Here is a 7,042-nt window from a genome sequence, read left to right as displayed (position 1 = left end):
GAAACCGAGAAGACGCGTATACAGACACGACACCTTGCCTCGTCCCTGCAGGCGCCATGTATGCCAATATGGACGTTGGACTTTGAAAAGGCCCTACTATGCGTACAAAGGCCCCTTGACGCGCCCAAGTCTACATGCTAGTATCGCGCGGAGTTGAACCCTGTTGGCAGGAGAGAAGATGCCCCGCGCATGGCGCTTCATCCTTATCATCCTCTGCGTGATGCTGACCATGCCCTGGATCGCGTCCCGCCCAACGAGCGCGGCCGTCACCATGGTCCGCTTCGACGCGGAGATCCTCCCCGAGGGGATCAAACTCGTCTGGGAGACGGGCTCCGAGACCGACAGCGCGGGGTTCAACCTGTACCGGACGACGGACCCGGCCCAGGAGCCTGGCGAATACCTGGAGTTCCTCCCGTCCATGGGCGGCATCGGGGGCGCCGTCTACCAATATCTGGACACGAACGTGACCCCCGGGACCACGTATTACTACACGCTGGAGGAGCTGGACACCCGGGGGACCAGCACCTACTTCTACCTGGGCCTTTCCAACGAGCGGGTGGGGATCACCTATCAGCCGCCCCCCACGGCCACACCCACCCCGACCGCAACGTCAACCCCCACCGCCACGCCAACGCCTCTGCCGACGGACACGCCAACGCCCACCTGGACGCCGACGCGCACGCCCACACCCACGCACACGCCAACGCCTACTCCCACACGCACGCCGACACGTACCCCGACGCGCACGCCCACCCACACGCCAACCCGCACACCGACGCCGGCGCCTCATGAAACACCGCTCCCCACTCACACGCCTACACGGACGCCGACGCGCACACCCACGCCCACGCATACGCCGACGCCCACCCGGATGCCGACGCACACGCCCACCTGGACTCCCACGCCTACCGCCACGCCGACACCCGCATGGACGCCAACGCCCGCGCCCTCCCCGGCCACGGTCACGCCGGCATCCCCCACGGAGACGCCCCCCGCCCCCTCCGTGACACCACCACCAACCCCAGAGCCGGCGAAGAGCCCCACGACGGCGCCCACGCCCACGCTGCTCCCGCCGCCAACAGCCACGCCGCGTCCTCCCTCTCTCTCTCCGGAGGCCACCGACGTGGCGCTCTACCTGGCGGGGACATCCTTTTTGGGCGCTTTCATCCTGGCGTTCATCGCGGTGCGACTCTGGCGACAGCTCGGATAGCCCAGTCACAAGGTGAAAGCGATGCAAAACAGCCCATCCCGTCACTCCTCTCTGCGCATTCTGATCCCGATCCTGGCCCTGGCCGTGATCGCCCTGATCGCAGTCCTCCTGTTCGCCTCAAAGCGCCCAGGGCAAGAAGAGCCCATCCCCCCACAGGAATCGGCTTCCACATCGGAGGAACCGAGGCCGCGCACCACTCCGGAGGGCTCCTCCCCCGGGGAGAGGCTTCGGATCGTGATCCGGGAAGGGGGATTGTACGGCATCGACGGGGATGAACTGCGCTCCCTGGGCATCGATCCCGAACGGGCGGGAGAGCTTCGCCTTACCCATCGTGGGCAACCCATCCCCTTCCAATGGATCGGACAGGGAGAAGATCGAAGGCTCGTCTTCTACGGGAGGCCCAGCGACAGCATCTACAGCCCGGAAAACGTCTACTGGCTGGAGCGCGGCGAGGCGGAGTCGCCCTCACCGCTGGTCGCCATGGGGGCGAGCCCGGAGGGAGAAGCCCGGGACACGGCCTGGGCCCGCCAGCGATTTGAGGAGCAGAAGCTGTACCTGTCCACGCTCCCGGAGGACCAGGACCACTGGCTCTGGCAGCCCCTATACGGCCGCCGCGGGGTGACCATCACGTTCTCCCTCGACGAGCCGGCCCCGGGGGAGGCCACGGTCCGGGTGAGCCTGTGGTCGCACACCAGCACCCCGGAGGATCCCGATCACCACGTGATCGTCGCGATCAACGACGTCCCGGCAGCCGACGTCACCTGGGACGGGCAGGGGCAGCAGATCATCAGCGGGACGCTGCCCTCCGGCGCGCTGCGCCCCGGGGAGAACCGGATGACGATCCTGGCTCCAGGAGACACAGGGGCCCCCATCGAGGTCAGCTACCTGGATTGGGTCGAGGTCGTATACCCCAGGCCCCTCCTCGCGAGCGAGGGGCGACTGGACTTCTGGGCCGAGCCGGGCGCTTACCAGGTAAGGGGGCTACCGGACGGGGATGTGGCCCTCTGGGACATCACCGACCCGGACCATCCCCTCCCGCTGAGCGGCTTCGTCACGGACCGCGAGGGAGACGAATGGATCGTTCGCTTCGCACGGCCCGACGCCGAAGGGTTGCGGCGCTACTGGATCGCCGCCGGAGAAGGGCTCCTGAGCCCATGGGACGTGAGCGCGCGCCCTCTGGCCCACCTTCCTCGACCCGAGGACGGCGCCGACTACATCGCCATCGTGCATCCGGACCTGGAGGAGGCCGTCCAACCTCTACTGGACTATCGCTCAGAGCAGGGGCTTCGGGTCTTCGCGGTGTCCCCGGATGCCCTCTATGACGCCTATACCTTCGGGATCAAGGATCCGGCAGCGATCCGATCCTTCCTGGCCGACGCCCTTCGCTCGTGGCCAGAGCCGCGGCCGCGCTTCGTGCTCCTGGTGGGGGATGCCAGTTATGACCCCTACGGCTATCTACAGGGACCGGAGCGCGACCTGATCCCCACCGCGCTGGTGCAAACCTACTACGTGGGACAGACGGCCAGCGACAACTGGCTGGCGGACGTCGACGAGGACGGACGCCCGGACATCGCGCTCGGACGCCTTCCGGCCCAGACCCCGCAACAGGTGCAGGCCATGGTGCAAAAGGTCCTCCGGTTCGAGCAGGCAGGCGGAGAGGAGTGGCCGCGCCGGGCCCTCATGGTAGCGGACGATAAGGAGCCCTATTTCTTCAGCTTCTCGGACGCGTTGATCAAGGAATACCTGGCTGCCGTCTTCGAGGTGGAGCGAGTGTATCTGGGTCAGGTGGACGATCCCCACGCCCGCCTCCTGGAGGCTATGAACCGAGGGGTGGGATTGATCAACTACATCGGACACGGCAGCATCACGGTCTGGGCCAAGGAGAAGGTCTTGTCCACCGACGACGTCGCCAAACTCCGCAACAAGGACCGGCCACCCGTGCTGGTGAACATGACATGCCTGACGGGATACTTTCACCATCCACAGATGGTCTCGCTGGCGGAAACGCTGCTGCGCTCGCCGGACGGCGGCGTCGCCACGGCGCTGGTCCCCACCAGCGAATCGCTGTCCACCGACCAGGAGGCCCTGGCCGAGGCGTTCTACCGGGCATTCGTCGACCCCGAGGTGCGGACGATCGGCGAGGCGATGGTGAGGGCCAAGCGGGAGGTGCCCCTGGAGCGGGACGGCCAGAGAGACGTGATCGCCACCTTCAACCTGCTGGGCGATCCGGCGCTACGCCTGCAACACCCCATCGAGCCGTGAGCCCCCTCAATACTGCGCCAGGCTGCCATCCCGACGAGCGCGGGACACGGCGAAGCGGAAGGCCAGCAAACTGAGCGGCGTCAGGATCACGCAGAAGCCGAGCAGGATCGCCATATCCGGCAGAAGCGCTCGTGTCTCCGCGCCCACCAGCAGGGCCCGGCGCATGGAACGCAGGGCGTAGGTCACCGGGATCAGAGCTGAGAGCCCTTGCAGCCAGCCCGGGAGCACCTCGATCGGGTAGTACACCCCTCCCAACAGGGATGCCGCCGCGTTGACCAGCCAGCTGATCGGATCCCCCCGCTTGAGCACGATGACGAAGCTGGCGGCGATGATGCCCAGGCTGCTGAAGGCGACCACGCTCAGGAGCAGAATGGCGAAGGCGGCGACATAGTTCCCCTGGCCAAAGCCGACGCCGAAGAACAGAGCGCCCGACGCCAGGTACACGAACGCCCGCAAGGTGGCCAGGGAATAGTCCCACAGGCAAGAGGAGAGGATGATGGTGGACAGCCGGGTGGGCGTCAACAGCATGGCCTCCAGCGTCCCGGTCGTCTGCGCCAAGCGCACGTTTCGGGCGAAGCTGGAGAGCCCGATGCCGAAATAGTCGGAGAAGGCGATCCCCACCAAAACGAAGGCGTAATAATCCCCGCCGTAGGCATCCAACGCCAGGATCCCCGCCCCATCCACCAGCCGGCTGAGGTAGTAGAACAGGAAGACATTGAAGAAGACGGTGAAGAACTGCAAGAGGAAGGAGACCCGATAGGAGGTCTCTACAGCCCAATCCCGCCGCAGGAAGGCCCACACCTTATACATCGCTCTCCCCTTCCTGGGTGAACCGCCGGAAGACCTCCTCTAGCGAGGGACGTTCCTCGTGCACCGTGTAAACGTGCGCCCCCTCCCCGGTGACCCACTCGATCAGCCGGGCCAGCGCCTCATCCCCGCTCGGGGCGTCCAGGATCACCTCGCTGCGGCCGCCCTGAGCGGGACGCACGCGCAGATCCCCCCATGCCCTCGGCCATTCCCTCGTCCGCTCCTCCGGCAGGCGGGAGACCAGCAACCGGTAACGCAGGCTGGGAGAGAGCGCGGCGCGAAGCTCATCGATCGCGCCGCAGGCCCGTATCCGACCTCGGTGCATGATGGCCACGCGGTCGCATAGCTGCTCGGCCTCGTCCAGGCGGTGCGTGGTGAGGACGATGGTCATCCCCTCCTTCCGCCGCAGATCGTCCAGGATCAGCTCGTGCAGGCGACGGGTGGCAGCCGGATCCAGAGAGCGGGTGGGCTCATCCAGGAAGAGGAGTTTCGGGCGGTGAAGCAAAGCTCGGGCGATGCCCAGACGCTGTCGCTGCCCGCTGGAATAGGTGCGAAAGCTCTGATCGGCCCAGGGGGCGATCTCCAGCTGCCGCAAGACCTCCTCCACGCGATGCCGCGCTTGCGCCGGGGGAAACCCGTAGAGCGCGGCGAAGAAGAGGAGATTCTCCCGCCCGCTCAGCCGCCAGAAGAAGCTACGCTCGTCGCCGGAGGACAGGCCAACCGTCCGGCGCACCCGATCACCATCGCGCAGATCATATCCGAAGATGCGGGCGCCACCGGAAGAGGGGATGATCAACGTGCAGAGCAGCTTGATCAGCGTGGTCTTCCCCGCGCCATTGGGACCCAGGAGGCCGAACAACTCCCCCTCTCGCACCTGCAACGTGACGCGGTCTACAGCCAGGACCTCGCGGCGGGCGAACGGATGTCGGGCCAACGCGCCCAACGCCCGCGACAAAGAGAATCGCTTGGTCAGCTCCCAGGTCTCAACCGCATACACCACGCGCACCACCCGATCGTTCTGGATGATGCGCATTATAACACGGCGGCTTCCACTCGAGGCAAGAACAAGCCGCCGCTGCTTCTGCTGTGGGGAGGCCCAGAGGGGCTCCACCCCTCCGGAAAAAGCCCTTCTCCCGCTTTCGACCTGCCTGGCCTCGGCGTGAGTCCTTCGGGAAGGGCCGAGAAAGGCAGGTGCAGGCCGGAAACGTGGGATTTCCGTGGAGGGGAGGCCCCCTCCACACCTCCCCCCGCGGAGCTGGTCGTTGAGGGAGACCCCACAGACATCTTGTCGGTAAATTTTCCGGCACGCTCTGAGAATGGGTGATTGCCCCCTCTTCTCTTGGGCTTGGGAGAGACATGGGGGAAGAGAGCCGTCGAAGGCGGGTTTCGCAGGGCTGGACGATGGTGGGAACTCGAGGGAAGCCTTAAGGGGCACGCCCTCGGGGAGATAACGGCCGTTTGCCCTTGCTTAACTCAGGCAGCTACGCGAGGGGAGATCCACGCGAGGATACCGGGTGCGAACATCCGTCCCGTAAACCCAGACGCCAGAGGCGGTCGGCACCCCATCCACCGTGATCCAGAAGGCATATCGATTCGCCGGATTGCGGGCCAGGCCGACGTACACGTCCCGGAAATCCCATACCAGGTAGGTCAGCCCATCCTCCGCGACCTCTCGCGGCGTTCCCACGATCGTGTGGCGGAAATCCGGCTCACTCTCAGCGTTCACCGACCAGTGCAATCGCACCGTCGGATGCCAGTTCAAACCAGGCGGGATGGCCCGCAAGGAATCCCGTTCGGTCAGCAGCGCCGTGATGTCCAACCGCTCCGTCCGCTCGATGGAGGCATCACCGCGTAGCGACACCGCCTGAATCCGCGCGTCCAGGGCGGCCGGAGGGGCGCTCACCACCCCCTGCGGCCGCACCGGCTGAGGGGAGACCGTGCGACCATCTATCGCGTGCACCCAGATGTTGCGGCGCGTCGGCGCCCCGTCCACGGTCACGAAGAAGTGCAACCGGTTACGCGGGATCCGGGCCGCGCCCACGTTCACGTCGTTAAAATCCCACACGGGAAAGCTCCGTCCCCGCTCTGTGAGCAGACGCCGTTTTCCCACCTGAACGGGCCGGGCCGGGAGGTCGTTGACGGCCATCCACAGGCGCACCGTTGGGTCCCAGTCGCACGGCGGCGGGCTCAGGGCATCATCCAGGAAGATATACGCCGTGATGTTGGCCAGCATGGCCCGTTCCGCCGGCAGCCCACCATGCGGCCACACGATCTCCACCTTCGCGATCACTGGAGTCCCGGCGGGGACCGGAAGCTCCGCCTCCGGCGTGTTGGCCGCCGGAGTGGGCGTGAACGTCGGCGTGGAGATCGGCGACGGTGGATACGTCGCCTCCGGCGTGGGTGTCGCACTCGGTGTCGGGCTCGGCGTCGGACTGGGCGTATCCGTCGGCGCGACCGTCGGCGTCGCCGTGGGTGTATCTGTCGGCGTGTCCGTAGGCGTAGGTGTGAACGTCGGTGTGGAGATCGGCGACGGCGGATACGTCGCCTCCGACGTGGGCGTCATACTCGGCGTCGGGCTCGGCGTCGGGCTGGGCGTATCCGTCGGCACGACCGTCGGCGTGTCTGTCGGCGTCGCCGTGGGTGTATCCGTGGGCGTGGTCACCGGCGTGGGCGTGAACGTCGGCGTGGAGATCGGTGACGGCGGATACGTCGCCTCCGGCGTGGGTGTCGCACTCGGCGTCGGACTGGGCGTATCCGTCGGCA

The 7,042-nt window shown here is 66.5% G+C and carries 4 protein-coding genes and 1 pseudogene; 2 read left to right on the top strand and 3 right to left on the bottom strand.

From position 1 onward, the window contains the following. The first annotated feature begins 592 nt into the window (after window positions 1-592). Window positions 593-1,090 (top strand): annotated as a pseudogene (locus GXP39_00510) (type VI secretion system tip protein VgrG). A 141-nt stretch (window positions 1,091-1,231) separates the two neighbouring features. Further along, a complete protein-coding gene (locus GXP39_00505) occupies window positions 1,232-3,472 on the top strand; it encodes a hypothetical protein (protein ID NOZ26518.1) in 2,241 nt (746 codons plus the stop codon). 6 nt (window positions 3,473-3,478) lie between these two features. Here GXP39_00505 and GXP39_00500 read toward each other — a convergent pair whose 3' ends face one another. The 3 genes from GXP39_00500 to GXP39_00490 form a co-directional block, all read right to left on the bottom strand. Beyond that, a complete protein-coding gene (locus tag GXP39_00500; protein NOZ26517.1) occupies window positions 3,479-4,282 on the bottom strand; it encodes an ABC transporter permease in 804 nt (267 codons plus the stop codon). Then, window positions 4,275-5,312: an ABC transporter ATP-binding protein gene (locus GXP39_00495; protein NOZ26516.1), complete on the bottom strand. Its 1,038-nt coding sequence runs from the start codon at window positions 5,310-5,312 to the stop codon at window positions 4,275-4,277. The genes GXP39_00500 and GXP39_00495 overlap by 8 nt, the downstream gene beginning before the upstream one ends. A gap of 435 nt (window positions 5,313-5,747) precedes the next feature. Beyond that, window positions 5,748-7,042 (bottom strand): hypothetical protein (locus tag GXP39_00490; GenBank protein ID NOZ26515.1); only part of this gene is annotated, 1,295 nt, incomplete at its 5' end.

The organism is Chloroflexota bacterium, from assembly GCA_013152435.1.
Taxonomy (GTDB): Bacteria; Chloroflexota; Anaerolineae; order DUEN01; family DUEN01; genus DUEN01.
The sequence above is the reverse complement of the archived record's forward strand: the minus strand, read 5'-3'. Positions and strand labels throughout refer to the sequence as shown.

Coding starts and splice junctions, on each gene's coding strand:
- GXP39_00505 (NOZ26518.1), top strand. CDS start 1,232: ATGCAAAACAGCCCATCCCGTCACTCCTCTCTGCGCATTCTGATCCCG.
- GXP39_00500 (NOZ26517.1), bottom strand. CDS start 4,282: ATGTATAAGGTGTGGGCCTTCCTGCGGCGGGATTGGGCTGTAGAGACC.
- GXP39_00495 (NOZ26516.1), bottom strand. CDS start 5,312: ATGCGCATCATCCAGAACGATCGGGTGGTGCGCGTGGTGTATGCGGTT.